Annotated in this window: 29 protein-coding genes and 2 tRNA genes; 9 read left to right on the top strand and 22 right to left on the bottom strand. The window is 40.6% G+C overall.

Translation table 11 applies throughout. From position 1 onward, the window contains the following. Positions 1 to 45: 45 nt before the first annotated feature. From A1D25_RS11055 to efeO, 3 genes are read right to left on the bottom strand one after another with little or no spacing between them, the layout of a single operon-like run. Positions 46 to 477 carry a hypothetical protein gene (locus tag A1D25_RS11055; RefSeq protein WP_240327102.1) on the bottom strand — a complete coding sequence of 144 codons (432 nt, stop codon included), beginning with the start codon at positions 475 to 477 and terminating at the stop codon, positions 46 to 48. Continuing rightward, positions 434 to 1,633 carry an iron uptake transporter deferrochelatase/peroxidase subunit gene (gene efeB, locus A1D25_RS04015; RefSeq protein WP_157394405.1) on the bottom strand — a complete coding sequence of 400 codons (1,200 nt, stop codon included), beginning with the start codon at positions 1,631 to 1,633 and terminating at the stop codon, positions 434 to 436. Before efeB ends, A1D25_RS11055 begins: the two co-directional genes overlap by 44 nt. Positions 1,634 to 1,642: 9 nt before the next feature. Next, a complete protein-coding gene (efeO, locus tag A1D25_RS04010; protein ID WP_157394404.1) occupies positions 1,643 to 2,455 on the bottom strand; it encodes an iron uptake system protein EfeO in 813 nt (270 codons plus the stop codon). A gap of 228 nt (positions 2,456 to 2,683) precedes the next feature. Between efeO and A1D25_RS04005 the strand changes: the two genes are divergently transcribed. The 3 genes from A1D25_RS04005 (at position 2,684) to A1D25_RS03995 (ending at position 4,223) form a co-directional block, all read left to right on the top strand. Continuing rightward, positions 2,684 to 2,759 (top strand) — tRNA-Gly (locus A1D25_RS04005). Positions 2,760 to 2,768: 9 nt separating this feature from the next. Continuing rightward, positions 2,769 to 2,842, top strand: a tRNA-Cys gene (locus A1D25_RS04000). Positions 2,843 to 3,017: 175 nt separating this feature from the next. Further along, positions 3,018 to 4,223, top strand: a complete 1,206-nt coding sequence (locus A1D25_RS03995) for a tyrosine-type recombinase/integrase (protein WP_157394403.1) — start codon at positions 3,018 to 3,020, stop codon at positions 4,221 to 4,223. A 33-nt stretch (positions 4,224 to 4,256) separates the two neighbouring features. On the opposite strand, the gene A1D25_RS03990 is transcribed toward A1D25_RS03995, so the two are convergent. The 12 genes from A1D25_RS03990 to A1D25_RS03940 all read right to left on the bottom strand — a co-directional run bounded on the left by A1D25_RS03990 (position 4,257) and on the right by A1D25_RS03940 (position 10,117). Then, a complete protein-coding gene (locus A1D25_RS03990) occupies positions 4,257 to 4,511 on the bottom strand; it encodes a helix-turn-helix transcriptional regulator (protein ID WP_240327101.1) in 255 nt (84 codons plus the stop codon). A gap of 8 nt (positions 4,512 to 4,519) precedes the next feature. Then, positions 4,520 to 4,774, bottom strand: a complete 255-nt coding sequence (locus A1D25_RS03985) for a DUF6378 domain-containing protein (RefSeq protein WP_240327100.1) — start codon at positions 4,772 to 4,774, stop codon at positions 4,520 to 4,522. A 16-nt stretch (positions 4,775 to 4,790) separates the two neighbouring features. After that, complete coding sequence (locus A1D25_RS03980; RefSeq protein ID WP_157394402.1) at positions 4,791 to 5,408, bottom strand: hypothetical protein; 618 nt, start codon at positions 5,406 to 5,408, stop codon at positions 4,791 to 4,793. After that, on the bottom strand, positions 5,398 to 7,719 hold the full coding sequence (locus A1D25_RS03975; RefSeq protein WP_157394401.1) for a replication endonuclease: 2,322 nt from the start codon (positions 7,717 to 7,719) through the stop codon (positions 5,398 to 5,400). Before A1D25_RS03975 ends, A1D25_RS03980 begins: the two co-directional genes overlap by 11 nt. Positions 7,720 to 7,723: 4 nt before the next feature. After that, positions 7,724 to 7,996: a hypothetical protein gene (locus A1D25_RS03970; protein ID WP_157394400.1), complete on the bottom strand. Its 273-nt coding sequence runs from the start codon at positions 7,994 to 7,996 to the stop codon at positions 7,724 to 7,726. Continuing rightward, positions 7,997 to 8,182, bottom strand: coding sequence for a hypothetical protein (locus tag A1D25_RS03965; protein ID WP_157394399.1), 186 nt, complete (start codon positions 8,180 to 8,182; stop codon positions 7,997 to 7,999). Beyond that, complete coding sequence (locus A1D25_RS11165) at positions 8,182 to 8,313, bottom strand: hypothetical protein (protein WP_275895802.1); 132 nt, start codon at positions 8,311 to 8,313, stop codon at positions 8,182 to 8,184. The genes A1D25_RS03965 and A1D25_RS11165 overlap by 1 nt, the downstream gene beginning before the upstream one ends. A 9-nt stretch (positions 8,314 to 8,322) precedes the next feature. Beyond that, the gene (locus tag A1D25_RS03960) at positions 8,323 to 8,631 is read right to left on the bottom strand and encodes a hypothetical protein (protein ID WP_157394398.1); all 309 of its coding nucleotides are present in this window, start codon (positions 8,629 to 8,631) and stop codon (positions 8,323 to 8,325) included. Positions 8,632 to 8,642: 11 nt separating this feature from the next. Continuing rightward, entirely contained in the window at positions 8,643 to 8,873 is a 231-nt protein-coding gene (locus A1D25_RS03955) for a hypothetical protein (protein WP_157394397.1), read from the bottom strand. Positions 8,874 to 8,887: 14 nt separating this feature from the next. Continuing rightward, a complete protein-coding gene (locus tag A1D25_RS03950; RefSeq protein ID WP_157394396.1) occupies positions 8,888 to 9,166 on the bottom strand; it encodes a hypothetical protein in 279 nt (92 codons plus the stop codon). A 74-nt stretch (positions 9,167 to 9,240) separates the two neighbouring features. Further along, positions 9,241 to 9,474: a hypothetical protein gene (locus A1D25_RS03945; protein WP_162853271.1), complete on the bottom strand. Its 234-nt coding sequence runs from the start codon at positions 9,472 to 9,474 to the stop codon at positions 9,241 to 9,243. A gap of 238 nt (positions 9,475 to 9,712) precedes the next feature. Continuing rightward, the gene (locus tag A1D25_RS03940) at positions 9,713 to 10,117 is read right to left on the bottom strand and encodes a hypothetical protein (RefSeq protein ID WP_157394394.1); all 405 of its coding nucleotides are present in this window, start codon (positions 10,115 to 10,117) and stop codon (positions 9,713 to 9,715) included. A gap of 55 nt (positions 10,118 to 10,172) precedes the next feature. Here A1D25_RS03940 and A1D25_RS03935 point away from each other — a divergent pair, with 55 nt between their 5' ends. Next, complete coding sequence (locus A1D25_RS03935; protein ID WP_157394393.1) at positions 10,173 to 10,538, top strand: hypothetical protein; 366 nt, start codon at positions 10,173 to 10,175, stop codon at positions 10,536 to 10,538. 45 nt (positions 10,539 to 10,583) lie between these two features. Here A1D25_RS03935 and A1D25_RS03930 read toward each other — a convergent pair whose 3' ends face one another. Further along, positions 10,584 to 10,748 carry a ribbon-helix-helix protein, CopG family gene (locus A1D25_RS03930; protein WP_157394392.1) on the bottom strand — a complete coding sequence of 55 codons (165 nt, stop codon included), beginning with the start codon at positions 10,746 to 10,748 and terminating at the stop codon, positions 10,584 to 10,586. A gap of 40 nt (positions 10,749 to 10,788) precedes the next feature. Next, the gene (locus A1D25_RS03925; protein WP_157394391.1) at positions 10,789 to 11,058 is read right to left on the bottom strand and encodes a hypothetical protein; all 270 of its coding nucleotides are present in this window, start codon (positions 11,056 to 11,058) and stop codon (positions 10,789 to 10,791) included. Between the two features lie 124 nt (positions 11,059 to 11,182). Here A1D25_RS03925 and A1D25_RS03920 point away from each other — a divergent pair, with 124 nt between their 5' ends. The 4 genes from A1D25_RS03920 (at position 11,183) to A1D25_RS03905 (ending at position 13,146) form a co-directional block, all read left to right on the top strand. Continuing rightward, entirely contained in the window at positions 11,183 to 11,587 is a 405-nt protein-coding gene (locus tag A1D25_RS03920) for a helix-turn-helix domain-containing protein (protein ID WP_157394390.1), read from the top strand. A 10-nt stretch (positions 11,588 to 11,597) separates the two neighbouring features. Beyond that, positions 11,598 to 12,362 (top strand): WYL domain-containing protein, encoded by a 765-nt coding sequence (locus A1D25_RS10920; protein WP_162853270.1) that lies wholly within the window; start codon positions 11,598 to 11,600, stop codon positions 12,360 to 12,362. Positions 12,363 to 12,514: 152 nt separating this feature from the next. Beyond that, positions 12,515 to 12,865, top strand: a complete 351-nt coding sequence (locus tag A1D25_RS03910; RefSeq protein WP_157394389.1) for a hypothetical protein — start codon at positions 12,515 to 12,517, stop codon at positions 12,863 to 12,865. Positions 12,866 to 12,903: 38 nt separating this feature from the next. Beyond that, a complete protein-coding gene (locus A1D25_RS03905; RefSeq protein ID WP_157394388.1) occupies positions 12,904 to 13,146 on the top strand; it encodes a hypothetical protein in 243 nt (80 codons plus the stop codon). Positions 13,147 to 13,154: 8 nt separating this feature from the next. Here A1D25_RS03905 and A1D25_RS03900 read toward each other — a convergent pair whose 3' ends face one another. Next, positions 13,155 to 14,291 (bottom strand): phage late control D family protein, encoded by a 1,137-nt coding sequence (locus A1D25_RS03900; protein WP_157394387.1) that lies wholly within the window; start codon positions 14,289 to 14,291, stop codon positions 13,155 to 13,157. A gap of 358 nt (positions 14,292 to 14,649) precedes the next feature. Between A1D25_RS03900 and A1D25_RS03895 the strand changes: the two genes are divergently transcribed. Beyond that, on the top strand, positions 14,650 to 14,856 hold the full coding sequence (locus A1D25_RS03895) for a ribbon-helix-helix protein, CopG family (protein ID WP_157394386.1): 207 nt from the start codon (positions 14,650 to 14,652) through the stop codon (positions 14,854 to 14,856). On the opposite strand, the gene A1D25_RS03890 is transcribed toward A1D25_RS03895, so the two are convergent. From A1D25_RS03890 to A1D25_RS03875, 4 genes are read right to left on the bottom strand one after another with little or no spacing between them, the layout of a single operon-like run. Beyond that, positions 14,828 to 15,265 (bottom strand): phage tail protein, encoded by a 438-nt coding sequence (locus A1D25_RS03890; protein ID WP_157394385.1) that lies wholly within the window; start codon positions 15,263 to 15,265, stop codon positions 14,828 to 14,830. The genes A1D25_RS03895 and A1D25_RS03890 overlap by 29 nt on opposite strands. Before the next feature lie 9 nt (positions 15,266 to 15,274). Next, entirely contained in the window at positions 15,275 to 15,388 is a 114-nt protein-coding gene (locus A1D25_RS03885) for a GpE family phage tail protein (protein WP_420825103.1), read from the bottom strand. 32 nt (positions 15,389 to 15,420) lie between these two features. After that, complete coding sequence (locus A1D25_RS03880) at positions 15,421 to 15,726, bottom strand: phage tail assembly protein (RefSeq protein ID WP_157394384.1); 306 nt, start codon at positions 15,724 to 15,726, stop codon at positions 15,421 to 15,423. A gap of 60 nt (positions 15,727 to 15,786) precedes the next feature. After that, positions 15,787 to 16,296: a phage major tail tube protein gene (locus A1D25_RS03875; protein ID WP_157394383.1), complete on the bottom strand. Its 510-nt coding sequence runs from the start codon at positions 16,294 to 16,296 to the stop codon at positions 15,787 to 15,789. Positions 16,297 to 16,367 lie beyond the last annotated feature (71 nt).

Below are 16,367 nucleotides of genomic sequence, written 5' to 3'. Positions count from 1 at the left end.
AGTGCTATTGAACCGCTTAAAGATAATTTGAGTTTCGGTTAAATCTTACTCTGAAACCGCTTTGGCTAATTGTTGATAAACAGGCAATACACGTTTAGCGAATTGTTGTCGTTTTTGGTTGTAATCTACGGGATTTTGCTCTTTTTCAAAGGTATAAAGCGCTTTTGAAAGTTGCTCAAAGGTGGTTAAACTCGGTTGGTTAATTGCAAAAGAAATTGCAGAACTGACCGCTTGTCCAGCATTTGATTGATGAGTTGGGATCGCTTCAAACTCCTGTTTTAAAGCGGTAAGATACGGCTGAGATTTTGCAATTTCACCTCGTTTCACTTCAGCCATTGCATCAGAAAGATACACAAAAAGATGGCTGGTTTCTACTTTTGCATAAGCACAAACGCTCAGCGTAATGCTGAGCGTAGCTAGTGCAATAAGGTGGTTAAATTTGATCAAATAATGCTTTGCCCAAGTAATCATTTTCATCTTTTACCCCTGCAAAACAAGCAAATAAGCCACTGCCGATGTGAGTGATATATTCGTTCATTTTGTCTATATTGCCTAAACTGTTTTGGATCGTAATAAATTGTGCAGGATCTTTTTGGAATGAAATAAAAAGTAGCCCAGCATCAAATTGCCCTGTTTTAGGATCAACACCACTCGCATAAGAGAAAGAACGGCGAAGTATTTGTAAGCCTGTTTTCTTCGCAAGATGAAGATGTGAAATTTCAGGAATAACGACATTGCCTTTTTCATCTTTTTTCTCTAAATCAACAGCATCAAACTCTTTTTTCTCACCTAATGGAGCGCCTGAATCACGATGGCGACCAAAGGTTTCTTCTTGTCCATTCAAATTCGTGCGATCCCAAGTTTCTAAGTGCATTTGAATACGGCGAGCAACCAAATAAGAACCATTTTTGAGCCAATCATTTTCACTGCACCATACTGTTTCGTTCAAGGCTTCACCTTGTGGATTACCCGTACCGTCTTTAAAGCCAAATAAGTTACGAGGGGTATCACCATTTTCAAAGGAATTAAAACCTGATTGGCTCCAACGCATTGTAATTTTAGAGCGAGCAACACGCACTAAATTTCGTACTGCGTGAAAAGCAATTTGAGGATCGTCTGCACAGGCTTGGATACAAATATCGCCACCGCTGTAATGCTCTTTTAATTGATCACGAGGGAAGTGAGGAAGGGGATTTAATGCTTTCGGTTTTAACTTGGTAATACCTAATTTTTCAAAGAAAGTTGGGCTAATACCAAAGGTTAAGGTTAGATTATGTGGATTTAGACCGTCTGCTTCACCTGTGTCTATTGGTGGAATATAAGTATTTGAGCCATAGTTTTTTACATTCTTTCCAGAGGTTAAATTAGCACTATATGTCGTCCACGTTTTAAACATCTCTTTGATTTCTTGAATATCGTGAGTGTGTAAATCCAACACCATAAAATAGATCTGTTTTTGTGCGGGAGTGGCAATACCTTGTTGATGTGTACCAAAAAATGGATAGAGGTTTTTAATTTGTGAGGGAACTCGCGGTTCTAAAGCATAGGCAGTGCCAGCCATTAGACTGGCACTGATTAAGGTTGCTTGTTTTAAGAAATCACGGCGAGCATTTTGATTATGTTGATCGCTCATAATAATTCCTTATTTCGCTAGTAGAATACCCATTTGAGCAAGAGGTTCACCTAATTTATTTACAGCTTCTGCAAGAGCTTTAATCTCTTTATCAGATAATTTATCGTAACCAACGTAATCATAGCTACCTTTGGCTTGATTATGTTTATCTAGTAATCCATTTACTTCAGCAAAGCGAGTGGCAATTTCTTTAGATAGTTTTGGATCTTTTTTCTCTAATTTTTCTTTGAATAATTCATAGATTTTTTCAGCCCCTTCAATGTTTGCTTTAAAATCGTAAAGGTCTGTTTTTGAATAAATTTCTTCTTCACCCGTTACTTTTGTCGTTGAAACTTCATTTAATAAATCTACTGCACCAGTAATCATTAATTCTGGTGTTACTTCAGCTGTTGGAATTTTTGCACGCAGCTCTTTAACATCTTTTAATAACTGATCTGCAGTTTCTTCTGTTCCTTTAGTGGTGTTTTTCTCCCAAAGAACTTGTTCTATTTTATGGAATCCTGACCAATCTTTTTCAGTTTTGCCTTCTTCAGCTAAATCAGCTAAACGAGCATCAATACGAGGATCTAAATCGCCAAAACTTTCTGCAATAGGTTCTGAACGTTCAAAATACATACGTGCAAGCGGGTAGATCTGTTTTGCTTTTTGCAAATCTCCTGCTTTTAAATAACTCACAAATTTTTCTGTGTCTGAAACCAAATTATCAATTTGAGCTACAACAAAATTTTTGTATGCTTCCGTTTCTTTAGATAAATCAGTTGCATTAGCTTGAGCTGTTAAGAAAAGAGTAGAGATAGCGAACGCTAAGGATTTTAAACGCATAATAGGCTCCTTGAATAAATTACATTGAGAGATAAATTATACAAATAAGAGTTATTCTTATTCATTCGCAATTATCCGCCTTTTTGCTCAATTCGCAACTAAATTTATCAAAAAAACAACATAACGAACTTTTTTTCGTCAATCGAAAATTGCCAATGAATTTATAATTTGACACAGCGTTAAAAATTCGTAGAATACGCAACGTCTTAACGACATACCAAATCAAATGCGGGAATAGCTCAGTTGGTAGAGCACGACCTTGCCAAGGTCGGGGTCGCGAGTTCGAGCCTCGTTTCCCGCTCCATTTTTAAATGGCGTGTTAGCAAAGCGGTTATGCACTGGATTGCAAATCCATGTAGATCGGTTCGACTCCGGTACACGCCTCCACAGTTTTTATCACCCCAAAACCAACACCGATCAAACGCTAGTAAAATCAATGCTTTAGGCTATTTTTAGGCTTTTGCAGAGATCAAACTAGATCAGGCAAAAACAGACCTATCGGACTAAAAATGTGACCAAAATTCTGCACACCAAACCCGATAGAACAAAGGGGATATAAGCAATGGCTATTATCATCAAACCGCTATCAAACCTAGACATAAAAAATGCAAAAAACGGCAGACTCAGAGACGGCGAAGGGCTTGTATTAGACATCACGCCTAACTCAAAAACCTGGCGACTTATTTACGACAAGCCCATCACCAAAAAACGCACATCAATCACGCTAGGACATTACCCTACAATGTCTCTCAAACAAGCAAGGGAAAAACGAGCGGAATACAAACAGTTGCTAATTGAAAAAATCGACCCAAAAGAATACCTACTGGGAATCCAACAACGCATTAGCGACAACATAGAACGCACCTTTTACAACGCAGCCCTAAAATGGAAGGCATTCAAAACCACACAGGTTACAGAAAAAACGATGAAACAAGATTGGCGACGGCTAGAAAACCACATCTTCCCAACCTTGGCGAACCTACCTCTTGAACGAATCAACTCAAAATTACTGGTGGATACACTGCAAAAAGTCTATCGCAAACAGCAAACCTCCGTCATCGAGAAAGTATTACGCACTATTGAAGGAATAATGGATCACGCCGAAAACTCGGGCCTAATTGAAATGCATAATTGCCATAAAGCCAAAAAAGCCTTTCATTATAAGCCAGCGGATAACAACCCAACTATCAGTGACGAACAACTGCCAGAGTTCATCTATCGGATGCAAACAGCAAATATCAAGCCACAGACTCGCCATCTGATTTTTTGGAATCTCCTCACAGGCGTTCGCCCAGCCGAAGCCGTATCTGCAGAATGGTCGGAAATTGACTGGGAAAATCGCCTATGGCACATACCAAAAGAAAAAATGAAAGGCTCACGCTACAAAAAACGTGATCATATCGTACCACTCTCGCCCCAAGCGATAAACATTTTACAACAAATGCGAGCTTTCAGCCGTCGCTCAAATTATGTATTCCCTCATTTCAAAGGTGGTAGCCGACCAATGTGTAGCGAAACAGTGAACAGAGCAATGAAATCTAACGGCTACAAAGGCATCTTTACCTCACACGGTATGCGAGCCTTAATCAGCACCCACCTTAATAGCCAAGGTTTTGACCCTGATGCTATTGAAGCCGTGTTAGCCCATACCATCAAAGGTAACCGAGTGAGAAAAGTCTATAATCGCCACAATTACCTACCAGAGCGAATACCAATAATGAATTACTGGGGTAATTTCATCGAAAAATGCGGTTGGAAATCACAATAACAAAAAGGCTGGGTAAAACTCCCAGCCTTTCTTTTAACTTTCATCAATCATTTTCTGCATATATGCCCGAATTTCCGACCGAACATAAAACGATAAATTCCCCATTTTGATTTTTTTCGGAAAATCAGGAATATAATACTCCGAATCGGGCCGTTGCCAACGGTCAAATGTCGCACGACTTACCCCAAACAATTTAACCACTTCACCTAACCTAATAAACTCAATATCAGGCTCAGGCATATTTGCAACATTTTTCTCAATTTCAGCCACTTGTTCCACCTTTTCCATACATCCCCCTAATTTTCCAATTTCCCACCTAACACCGCATAACCTGCAATGTCTCGCCAATTATCCGCATAACTCGGATCAACCCCAGCACAAATACGAGCCAGTTTCACACAAATCATCTCCACCGCCTCCTGCTGAACAGCAGAAAGCTGAGTATTCGTATTGTGCAAAATCCCCTTGAGTTGCTGACTCATTAAAGCCACATCATCAAAGCTACCGTATTGCTTGCCCCGCTGGGTGATGGTTTGATTGATATTACTCATATTTACCCCTTACATATCAAAACGGCACATCATCATCGAAATCATATTTACCATATAGCTGAGCAGTGGCTTCATTGGCTTGGTTAGTCTCATTCTTCGGTTTTGACTGCTTTGTTCTCTTAGGTTTTTCTCGCTCATCTTTATCTTTCATTGTACTAATCAAGTAAGCAACACGCTTGGCTGGTTCATTATTTTTGTGTTCAGATAATGTTAGCCCTGACTTTGCAGAATAAACTTGAATAATCTTGAAATAAAAACCATCACTACCATCTTGCTTTGTATAAAGATGTTTTTGTAAACACAACCCAACACTCTTACCGATCAATTCAGGTGCAATCAACGCATTCTCAGTAGGCTGACGACTAAGTTTTTTCACTCCAGTACATCCCATCAGCGACTGGATCATATTTCGCCCAAAATCAATAACATTGCCATCTTTACCCCTGTAATAAATAGAAAGGTAATCTAGCTTCTCACTATTTTCAGTTTCAATAGAAAGCTCCAATGCTTCCGCACCTGACTGTGAGACCGTCCATTTTGCCATTGTGATCTTAACCACATAAGCACCTGTCTGAGTAATATAACCGCTTGCTCCACCTTGTAGAGCCTCATTTTCGTTATAGCTAAAGTCCATAACATTTCTCCAATTTATTAAATTTACCTAGCTCAAACCCACCCTTACGGCAAATCTGCACCTCATTTCCATCAAAGGAAACGTAATCACTGCCGAATAACTTCACCGAACCGCCTTTCAGAAGAGTGAAAAAATGCGTTTTTGAGAACGTTTTTTCATCAATTCCACGCCAACCAAGAGCCATTTTTAACCGTTGCAATTGATGAGCATTTTGCGTGATGAAATTATCAACAATTTCTACTGTATCAGCCCCTGAACCCTTGCTATCACTAGGGTTACAGTTACTGACACAAGTCCAAGCGGAGCTACGCTCCGTATTAGAATTGATTGCCTCCTGCTCAGAAACAGACTTCACTGAGCCTTTTTTGATAACCCAATTTTTGAGCCTTGTTTTGACCCACTCCCCAGCCTGTTTAAACGCATTCGCAATCCCAACAACTTTCTTACCTACTTCACCATATTTATTCTCCTCTCTATCTTCATAATGTAATTTAGCGAGTTGAACCGAACGACCAGCTCCACCGCCCCCTTGTTTATCCAAATAAAAAGCGTAATCGCCCAAATCAGCCCCAATGCGTAAAAGCTCAAGCTGATCGTCCCCACACTGCCCAGCAGTCAAACGGCGAAGCTCACGCCACACACCGATTGAACTCACTCCAAAAAACTGGAACTGACGAATGTCCCACCATCTCGACCAGGCACTGACATAACGAGCATTATCTTTAATAGATAAGCCTTCCACCTCGTCCGACATATCGCCAAACTCCGAAAAACCATCAATATTTTTCGCAATATATTTCGCAATGTAAGCCGTAGCCGAGCCTTTTGCCTTATCGCAAATCTCAATCTTGCAACGATGCTTTTTCGCCCCTTTCTCATCGCCATCAACTTCCAACGCCTTAGCACGAAACAGCTCACTGACTTCATCAACATACTCTTTCTTAACATAAATCAACAAATGCCAGTGTGGCGTGCCATCGTGGTGCGGTTCAGCCACACGCATTCCGTAAAAACCGATTTTACGTTTAGCCAACAACGCCCGATATTGAGCCCACACCTTATTTAAATAAGCGTGAGTCTGTTTCGGACTTGCTCCCGACCAATTCGGATTTTGACCGCCCTTGCTTAACTGAGCGTGGAACGAAGACGGAGCCGTCAAAGTTAAAAACAACGCCTGATGCCCCGCTTCTTCCGCCCACTCCTCAATGCCACGCAAACGAGTCATCATCTCTAAACGGCGAATAGACGGATTAGCAGACGACTTCTGATACATCGTCAAAAGCTCAATCTGCTCATCAGGGTCATCAACATTCTCAACAATCATCGACTTCAGAAAATCAAAGTTCTTCTTCATCTTCGAACGCCACTCAGAAAAACTTTTCTCTGAAATATACGGAGAAACACCCTTACGCACCTCACCGCAAGCAATCGCCAAATGTTCCACCATCTGACGTTGAGCCTTACGCAACGCACGCAACCAAAACTTATCGCAAACAGTCTTATTCAGTGCAATCTCAATCGACTTAATATTCGGGCGGAAATCCGCATCGCCATCACGCTCGCTAAAGGTTTTCCAATAATGAAACTCCAAACCAATCGCTTCACACAACAAACCCAAATGGCGATACAACACCACCACCAACGCATCAACATCACCGCAAGACAACGTTTTATCTGCGGTCTGATTTAAGGCTTGCTCTGTGAAAAAATCGGCTTGAATTTTAGAAAAGATAAAAGAAAGATGATGAGCAACAACGGCTAACTTCGACTCACTCATCAAATAGAAAGGCAACTTACGGCGAACATCATCAGCTTTCTCAAACGCCATTGACGCATCGCCATCTAACACAATGCTCTCACCCCGAAACTGCTCAGAAAAGTCTAACGCCCACTGCCATTTTTGAGCCATCGTCAAACTCAACCACTCAAGGTCAAAGCGATATTGCTTGAACACCTTGCCTAGCCGATCTTCCAACAGCTCACGCAAAAACGTATTCGCGTGGCGTTTCGGTAAATTCCCACTAGAAAAGGCTAACGAACCGTCATCTTCAACCGAACGATACTCACGCAAATAAATCTTGCGGAAATGCTCACGCTGACGCAAAGACGGCAAAGAGCGGATCAAACCCTCCACATACTCATAAGTATCACGCCCCACCAGCTCAAACAACTCAAGCTGAGTGGCATTGGCTCGTGGGTCATCTAATACAGGCTTAATCGGCGTGCGAGCAAGCGGTCTGTTACGCTCAAAGTTTTGCAAACGCTCCGCATCCACTTCAGCCGCACGCTTGCCATAATCCCAACCACTCATCGGCTTACATCTCAGCGTAACAACCTAAATACTCACTCAATGAAGTGCGAATACCTTTAAGCGAATTGCCAATATCCGCTAACGCCACCGCATCATCACCTGAAAAAATGGCTAACTCAACCAAGCCATCAACCAACTCCCCAGCATTAGCATAATAACCACTGACCGCTCTCGCTTCCTGCTCCGTAATTACCTGTAAAATACGGTAGCCATAGACATTCTTTTCAATCTCAAAAGTTTCAGCACCATCGATGGTAAAAATAATCTTACGGTTCATCTAATTTTCCTTCTGTGTAATGGTTTGTTTAATACGCAATGTTATGGTGATCGGATTGGGATTATTGCCATCAAACTGACTAAGCTCAGAAAGTAAGCCTGTTTCTAATATCGACAGTAATCGCTTAACGGCTTGCTCTCGGTTATCATTGGGTAACAATTCAACACTCTGACGAATACAAATCATCACACCCCCTTTAGCTCAGCCATACGGTCGAAATACCGCATCATCTGCTTAAAAGCACAAGGCAACCCAGTACGACAAAAACAGCTAAACCAAAATTGATAAAAAAACTCTGCACGTTGTAACTGACTCATTTCTTACTCCTACTCTTCGGGCTGATACAGCTTTTCCCATTTATGTTTTTCTTTCGCAATTAACGCCTTATCCGACTCACTAAAGGCATTGATTAGGGCAATAGCGGTGGCAATCGCACGTTTTTCTGTGTTGCTATACAGCTCAATAGGCTGAAGTGTCTCAATTCTTGCAACTGCAAGCACAATAGAACGCATATCATCACTGTATAAATTCCAACGCTCACGCAGAAAAAACCAATCACGCTTACCTCTTGGCAAAAAGCGATCAACCACCTTTTGCCAACATTGAGTGCGTAACTGCGACCAATCCAACGCCATAACTCCCCCAATTATTCCTGCCAAGGACCTTCTAAAAAGCCACGATAGTTTGTTCTGTCTGATTGCCCCTGCTCATTCCAACGGCATTCATAAAATTGCCCCTCAAAGACATAACCGCCGAAAAAATGGAAACCAAAGTGATCGCCCCCTTCAATAACCTGACGCAAATCGGCAAAGATTGTGGCTTTGCTACCATCAGCCATACGAAACGATTTACCCACCTCAATAACAATCTTACTCATACACCCTCCGAACCCTACGGATTACCCTTACTCGACAAAAACGCACCTAAACGAGCCAACAGCCCGACAGGTTGTGTCGTTTTTAATGCCTGATTTTCCGCAATCAACGCTTGCACCTTTGTTTCAAGGGCTTTCATCAAATCGTGGGTGTTCTCCAAATCAAGCACCAACACCTCTTCACGACCTTCCAAATAGCTCACACGCTTCTCCAACAGCCACAAATTCACCCGTCTGCGGTTATTCAATTGTCGGTTCATACGCCAACGTTGATTACGTCTAAATTGTTTATTCATTGTGCAATTTCCTATTTTTAGGGTGCAAAAAACCCGCCCTGATTAAAAAGGCTATTTTTTGTACCGTTTAAAGATTAATATTTGAATTGAGATGAATGTGTATATTCAGGTGCGAACATATCAACAGTTTGTCTATCTAGCTGATTTAACGGCTTAGTTGCTAGTCGCCAACCTTCAGCCTCTCGGTATTCAGGCTCGTAAAACTCCACAATTTCCGAATAGGCTTTTCCATAACAGCCACAGTTATGGCATCTAAAAATAGTGGTACAAGTCTGCAAAGTTGGGTTGTCAGAGGTTCTCACATTCAACTTTGTAGCGCATTTAAGACATTTTAGATTTACATTCATCTTTACCCTTTGCCATATGTTTTACTTTTACCAAATCTATCCACCATTCTGCTCACTGTCCCCACAGCTCACAGCCCAGCCTTAACGTTTTTTACTAACCATTGTTACCCCTAACAAGCGGTTAGATATTGTTGTTTTTTTGCCAATGCCTCCTATTTATTTATAATTTAACTTCTGTCTTACTCAACTTAAGGAAACACTATGAAAAGAAATCCAAATTTGAATGATTCCCTGCTTCATAATTTGCTTGACGATCTACTAGTGAATCTATCCCCCAAAGTAGCTGGTCAAGTTCTCTTCGCAAGTAGCCTTTTGTTCTTCGCTCATCAAGCGAATCAGAACGAAAATCTTTCACGCAACGCATTATTGATGCTTGCTTCTCACGGTATTCCGCTGAATTCAGAAAGCCTTCGCAATTTCGAAGCATATCTACTGAAAGTCCGTGCAACCCTAGAATCACATCAAGCACACGAGATGTATCGTGAAATCTACCGCCTATATAGAGCGTCTCCATTGTATGCGGTAACAGAAATCGAACTTGCCCCTCGTGGTTAGCATTTTTCTCTTGCCCTGCAATCTCAGGGCTTTTTTCATTACCATTCATTTGTCATTGACCTACTGTTATACTTAAAGCCCCAAAAATGCTTTAAGGAATGAATATGAACCAAAATCACCTAAACAAAGAGGCTTTAACGCAGATTTCAAACTATCGCTTGCTTCGAGCGTTGCGACGACTAAATACCAATTCTCAGCAACAAATCCTAGCGACATCGGGTATTGATTACGCTCTTGTTGATGCGGATTTAAACGACAATCTTGCCGTTGAAGCTCATTCTGCAACACAGATAGAGCAGGCTTTAGCATTACTTCAGCCAACACTGACGGCAAACCAAAAAACTGCACTTGAGCAGTGGGCTGAGGCTCTTGATGAGCAACGAGAGCAACTCTCAAACGGTTTAACTGAATATCAAGATGCGCTCTTTGATACATTAACACCGATAATTCTGGCTTATCTTGCTGACTAATACCTGCCCATAGCCCTGCAAGCTCAGGGCTTTTGTCTAAATTACTCATACTTCCCCCATCTGCTCCAAACGTTCTCTGACTAAACGTTTCACTACATAAGAAATAGAGCGATCATCGTCTTCGGCAAGTTGTCTGATTTTTTCCGCAATTTTGCCCGTAAAGCGTACATTTCCTTGGGCTTCCGCTTCGTTTTTGGTTTGTTTTTCCATATTGTTCTCCTATAAAATGGGGCTTACGCCCCGTTGTGATTTAGTGAATGGTTTCTTTTGTTTCAGCAATAAACGCTTCGATACGTTCAACACGAGCTTGGATTTTAATATCCAACGCATTCGCTTTTGCTTTAGCGTTAAATTTACGGGCTAATAAGGCTTTTGCTGCCGCTAATTCTTCTTCAATCTCAAGAGCAAAACACACACCTTTTGCACCACATTCTTCTAAGTATTCCATTCTCCAACGTAATTGACGGCTTACTTCAAAAGCTTCTTGAAAGCTCACGATTTTGCGTGCTGATGTGTTCATTTTTTTGCTCCTTGGTGGTATATTTGGGAAATTTGATTGATTTGCTTTCTTTGCTTCAATCTCTTTAATGTGTGTGAATTATATATCTCATTGTGAGATATATCAATCTAAAATGGGGATTTTAATGAAAAATTATGATAGTTGCTTAATTATTGAGCGAATGAAAGAGAGTGCGAGTAGAGAGACAGATAAATTTTTATTAGAAATTTTTGGAATTGCACAGAATACCCTTTCAGGTTGGAAAAGTAGAAATTCAATGCCTTTACAGGCGATTGTTACTTTTGCAGATGAATATGATGTTGATTTGAATTGGCTTATTTTGGGCAAAGAAACTAAGCCAGCCCTTGATGAAATGGAACAACTGCTACTGGATAACTACAAGCGGTTAGATTCCGCCCAAAAATTGCAACTGCTTAATGCTTCGCTCAATGGCGTAGGAAATGGCGTAAATCAAGTGGCGAATGGCAATAACAATAACCAACAAGTCTTTAACCGAGATGTAGTTGAAGTGGCTGGGATTAAGAAATAGGGTACAAACTATGATTGCAGGTTGTTTAGGTCTTTTTATTTTAATCGCTCTTGTCGGTGCAATCGGTTCCTATTTTGGTGGCGAATGGGCAGTTGTAGCGACTAGTGTATTGATAGGTTTAGGTTTTTGGGCTGATCGTGAAGAGAAAAAGAAACAGAAGCAAGAGCAAGCAAATTCAAATGAGTTGCTAGAGACTTCTCCACAGATTATTCAGCAAACCAAGCCTTCAAAGAAAGCTCGAAATAATACAAATAAAGAGACTATTCAATTTTGGTACACAGACTTTGAAGGTAATTTGACCCACCGCACCGTTGATGTAAAAAAATTAGATAGTGAATACTTAGAAGCCTATTGCCACGATAGGGAAGATATACGGACATTTCGTGTTGAAAGAATTGATGATGAAATTATTGATCTTTCAACAGGTGAAATCCTGACCAAAACAGATTGGTTAGCTAATCACAGCATTTATGAAGTCATCAAATATCGCAATAAAAAATCTGACTTTGATTTTGACAACGAAGATGATTTTGACAATGAATATAGTATTGATGAAGAAATTTGTTTTACTGGATTTAAGAAAGCAGATAGAGAACGCCTAGAAACTCTAGCTGCAGAAAATGGTTTCTCGGTGAAAAAAAGCGTAACTAAAAACTTGTCTTATTTGGTTTATGGATCAAATGCTGGACCAGCTAAACTTGCCCAAGCGGAAAAAGTAGCTGCGTGTATTATTGATGAAGCTACATTTTTAGAAATTGTGGGGGAAAACGAGTAAAGGATATTTATGAGAGCCATATTGTACTGTCTTACTCTCGGTTTTCTATTCGCAACAGTAGCTCAAGCCACCGAATACGACTGCGATAAAAAATACTGTAAAGAAATGGTTTCTTGTGATGAAGCATTCTATCAATTAAAAAACTGATTGTATTGATCTTTGCTTTTTTATATTGGTTTATTCCTGCATATCCTGCCATAAAAGAATTCTACAAAGATTTAACTTATGATCCGATTTCTGAAATTTGTGGTGCTATTTCTGAATTAGAAAGAGAAGCGGTTAAATTTGTGGAAGTAGATCACCGTAGTGGTATTGAGATTTATCAATATCCAAAAGGGAAAAAATCGGTGGATTTTGTATTGAATGGCACTCAGCTTTGTATGCTTAGCGAACCCAAAGGAAATGCCAAACGGGTTAAAGTCGTTTTTCAACTTGAAAATCACAAGCAAATCATAGGCTATGTGGACAGAAACAAGCTCAAAAGGCTCTATAAGCACGAATAATTTTTGTATAATGCCCCTGTTTTATTTAGGAGGGGATTATGCAAAAATCATTATTCACAACCTACGCTTTATTTAGTAAATGGCTCTTTATCACACTATTTTTAGTAGCGAGCAATGCATTATTTACGGATATTATCATTGCAATTTCACCAAATAAGCCTATAAAGTATTCGCTGTTTTTTCTTCATTTTTGTATTGGTGTTTATTCATTATATAATTTAATGCAATTACATCTTACGGTATCTCAGCTTATTAAACATCTTCATAACAAATCCGCATAGTGCAGATTTTATTCGGCATCTCTCCCTGTTCCCAACTCACACTCAATCGCGGTGGTAAATCCACCATCACCGATTGAGTGTGTTACTTGCGTAATAATCCACTCGGAGCTGTCAATTTGTGGCTTAAAGCCTTTCACTTCAATTGGCAACTCAGGCATCAACTCCGCATTACCCACCGCTAAATTCAGTGAAAAACTGGCAACGCCACGTTGTAAACGACCAAACTCACGCTGACAAGCACGCAAGGCAGATTGTTCGGTTTTATAAGTATGGCGTAGGGTTTTGATATTATCGGCATCACTTTCAACAGGCTCATTCTGCACTACCACCGTTTTCTTACTTTTGCTGACCTTACCTTTTTTAGTCTTTTTATTGACCTTTTTCACGTCACTATTTTCATCAATAATCACCTCACCACGCTTACCTGTGTCGGTATCGTGCCAATAGGCTTTAACGGCTTTATAATTATCGCCCTCTGCAATCGCAAAACGGTGGCTATCGCCATCTTGTCGGGTAATGCGTATTGTCGGCAATGGCTTGCCACTGGCACTTTTCCCTTGCCCTGCTTGAATAAACAGTAAATTGCCATTTTTAACCGTAGCTATCGCATCGTGTTCTTCCGCTAGGCGAGAAAGCAAGTTAATTGAACTTTCATTGGTTTGGTCAATATGTTTAACCACAAAATTCTCGAACACCTTATCAACCAACGGCTTAAGCTGATTTTCTTCGGCAATCTTTTTCACAATCGCCCCAATGGTTTGATTATTAAAAGAACGTTCATAACGGTTCATTAACGTGCCACGCATATCTGCAGATCGGGCCCGAATCGTCACAATATCAGGTGCACCCGAATGTTCCAACTCATCAACCGTATATTCCCCTTTAAACACCAACGGCTCATCAGCCCAACCAAACGCTAGCGACAGAATCGCCCCACGACTTGGCAAATCTAACAAACCGTCTGCATCATCTAAGGTTAAATCAAGCTGATCCGCTTCAAAGCCCCGACTATCCGTTAAAGTTAAACTCATCAAACGCTGGGAGAGTAAGGTCGTAATATCCTTTTTCTCACTTTTCGGATCAGGTCGAACGCTTAAATGCACCTTCGGCTTGCGGTGGTTAGTTTGGAGCAGTTTTTCAAACATAAGTCATCATCAAATAGAAAAATAAACGCCATATTAAAACCATCTGAAAAAAGAGATAACTTGTTGAAAATGTGGAAAAAAAGATAACAAAACACTTGCAATTTAATGTAAGATCCCTTACAATAACCATATCTAGCAAGGGGTTAGAGACAAGAAACCCCACCTTGTAGAAAGTGGGGCTAACAATAGGAGTAAGGATATGAAAAAGTCGCTTTTCTTCATTATCCTGATTATCTGTTGTTTAGCTAGTTGCTCTGGAACTGTAATTAGCTAAGATAATCCGAAGGGGGAAGTTGCAGCTTCCCCTGACGGCTCCAACTATACAAAAACTTAATTTAAAGATCAATAGGTAATTCAAATGGCAATGACAAGACAAGAAATCAACGCAAAAAGTGATGCGAAACGAGGCATTAAACAGAAATCGCTTAAACTACATATTGATACCATTTCACTCTTAGAGCAGTTAAGTCAAGAAATGGGGATTGGGCAAAATCAAGTGGTAACGCTAGCATTAAAGCAATTCGCAGAGCAGGCGACTACAAATAACTCATCACATCATCAATAATATCACCCAAAATAGAATCATCAGTGCGTTTTAGCGTCATTGAAAAATCTATTTTACGGGGCGTGCCATCGCCAAATAATTCGGTGCATTGTTCATTGATACTCTCAATCACAAACCAACCTTTAATCATAAAGGTTGCACCATCAATCAACGGATATGGCACGCCTTTTTCAGCCATCATTTCCAACGCCAATAAACTCATTCGACCGCCTGTAATTTCAGGCATTAACGTGCCACTTAGGGTAATGGTTTCACCAGCTTTGCCTGTAAATTGCGTGCGTGGTAATTTCCCCACCACATTATTTGTTGGGTGATTCCACGAGACATCTCGACTTGTTTCTTGAAAGGGTATCGTTTGTCGCATAAAGACAAAAAATCCCAAACTCATTAGGGCGATATTTTGGAGCATTTAATCTCTCTATTCATCTTGACTAACTTCGGCTCGTTGCCGAGCCAACTCACGCCATCGCATCAACTCATCTAAATCCATCTCATCAAAAGCATTCGGTTGCCAGTGAAAAACGGTGGCGATGTCAGCGATGGCATCTTCAACACAAGAAGGAACTAGTCTGACTTTCCCTCATCAGTTTCGCTTTCGCTCTCTTCTTCATTCACACCCATCACATCAAAAACAGCACCAGTGAGCTTAGTAAAATCCACTACATCAAGACGATCAACATCGGCTTTAGTCAGCATTGGTTGCGTAATGCGTGGCAATAACGTACTGATTGCATTCACATCAGACTGCATTAAATCTAGCAATTTTAAGCCTTTCAACGCAGGCACATTTGGCTTACGCAGTTGAATTTCACTGATCTGCGTTTCACCACGAATAATAGGTTGTTTTAGGGTAATTGTTTTAGTTGTCATAAGTTTTTCCATTTAGAGTATTTGGGTAGGGACGGGTCCTGTGCCCGTCCGATATGGTCGTTACAATCCAATTGCCGCACGATGTTTCGCATAACGGTCTTTGCCATCTACTTTAAACACCGAGTTAATCAAATCAATTTCAACAATCTCTTTGCCGTCCACCGATAGCTTGTAATAAGTCAATGCCGACTTAATACTACTTTCGGTTTTCTCACCTGCTTTGCTATTGCCACCGTCTAATTCCGTATGACGACCACGCATCAACACTTCAACCGCAGCAACATCGCCTGTATCGTCTTTCTGATATGCACCAGCAAAGCGAATAAGTTCGCTATCAATGGTTTCAGACGCAAAGCCAGTAAATAATTCAGGCACAATGCCAGCGTATTTATGGGTAAGCTCTAGCTTTTCTAAGCCAAGGTTAATCCCCACTTCACCAATCATTCCACCTGCTCGATAATCTTCGATTTTCATTGTTAATTTCGGGAGTTCCACTTCTTCAGCAACGCCGAGAAAGCTCACCCCGTTATTAAACACATTCATCAATTTTAATGTTCTTGGTAATGCCATTTGATTTCCTTTTTTCTATATTCCCCTCTTTAGATAAAGAGGGGCAAGGGGAGGTACAACCTGATAACATC

It is taken from the genome of Ursidibacter arcticus (assembly GCF_009761375.1).
GTDB lineage: Bacteria > Pseudomonadota > Gammaproteobacteria > Enterobacterales > Pasteurellaceae > Ursidibacter > Ursidibacter arcticus.
This window is presented reverse-complemented; position numbering and strand designations above follow the sequence as displayed.